The organism is Marivita sp. S6314 (genome assembly GCF_023015985.1).
Classification (GTDB): Bacteria; Pseudomonadota; Alphaproteobacteria; order Rhodobacterales; family Rhodobacteraceae; genus Marivita.
In genome coordinates this window covers 1-372 of the sequence record NZ_JALKAO010000035.1, presented here as the reverse complement: position 1 = coordinate 372, position 372 = coordinate 1, and the positions used below count along the sequence as shown (strand labels likewise).

1 protein-coding gene is annotated in these 372 nt (G+C 57.3%); it reads right to left on the bottom strand.

The window, feature by feature from the left end; all coding sequences use genetic code 11:
- Nucleotides 1-134: 134 nt before the first annotated feature.
- On the bottom strand, nt 135-341 hold the full coding sequence (locus MWU54_RS18660) for a hypothetical protein (protein ID WP_247086765.1): 207 nt from the start codon (nt 339-341) through the stop codon (nt 135-137).
- Nucleotides 342-372: the final 31 nt, after the last annotated feature.

The window sequence follows — 372 nt, the reverse complement described above, 5'->3', positions numbered from 1 at the left end:
ACGTCAACGCCGGGGGCGTAGGTGTCGAATTCGGACGTGTCGACGGCGGCCGAGGCGGCAAAGCCGGTGAGAACGAGGGCGGTTGTTGCGATCAGAGTTTTCATTTTCTTAAGTCCTTTGAGTCTAGGGTGGCGTTACTTGAGGAAGGCCTGCACGGCGATGCGCTTTTCGCTTTCGCTGTCACCGGAATGGATGACGGACAGCAGGGTGTTGATCTCGGCGTCGGTCAGCGCAGAAATGTCTGCGTTTGGCGCGTAGGTCTGGATGCCGGAAGTGTCGACAGAGGCGCTTGCGGCGAAGGCTGTCAGAACGAGGGCGGTGGATGCGATAAGAGTTTTCATGACTTTGGTCCTTTGAAAGAGGGAGGGTTTA

Bases quoted from the DNA above. Each gene is read 5' to 3' on its own strand.
- MWU54_RS18660 (WP_247086765.1), bottom strand. From the start codon at position 341: ATGAAAACTCTTATCGCATCCACCGCCCTCGTTCTGACAGCCTTCGCC.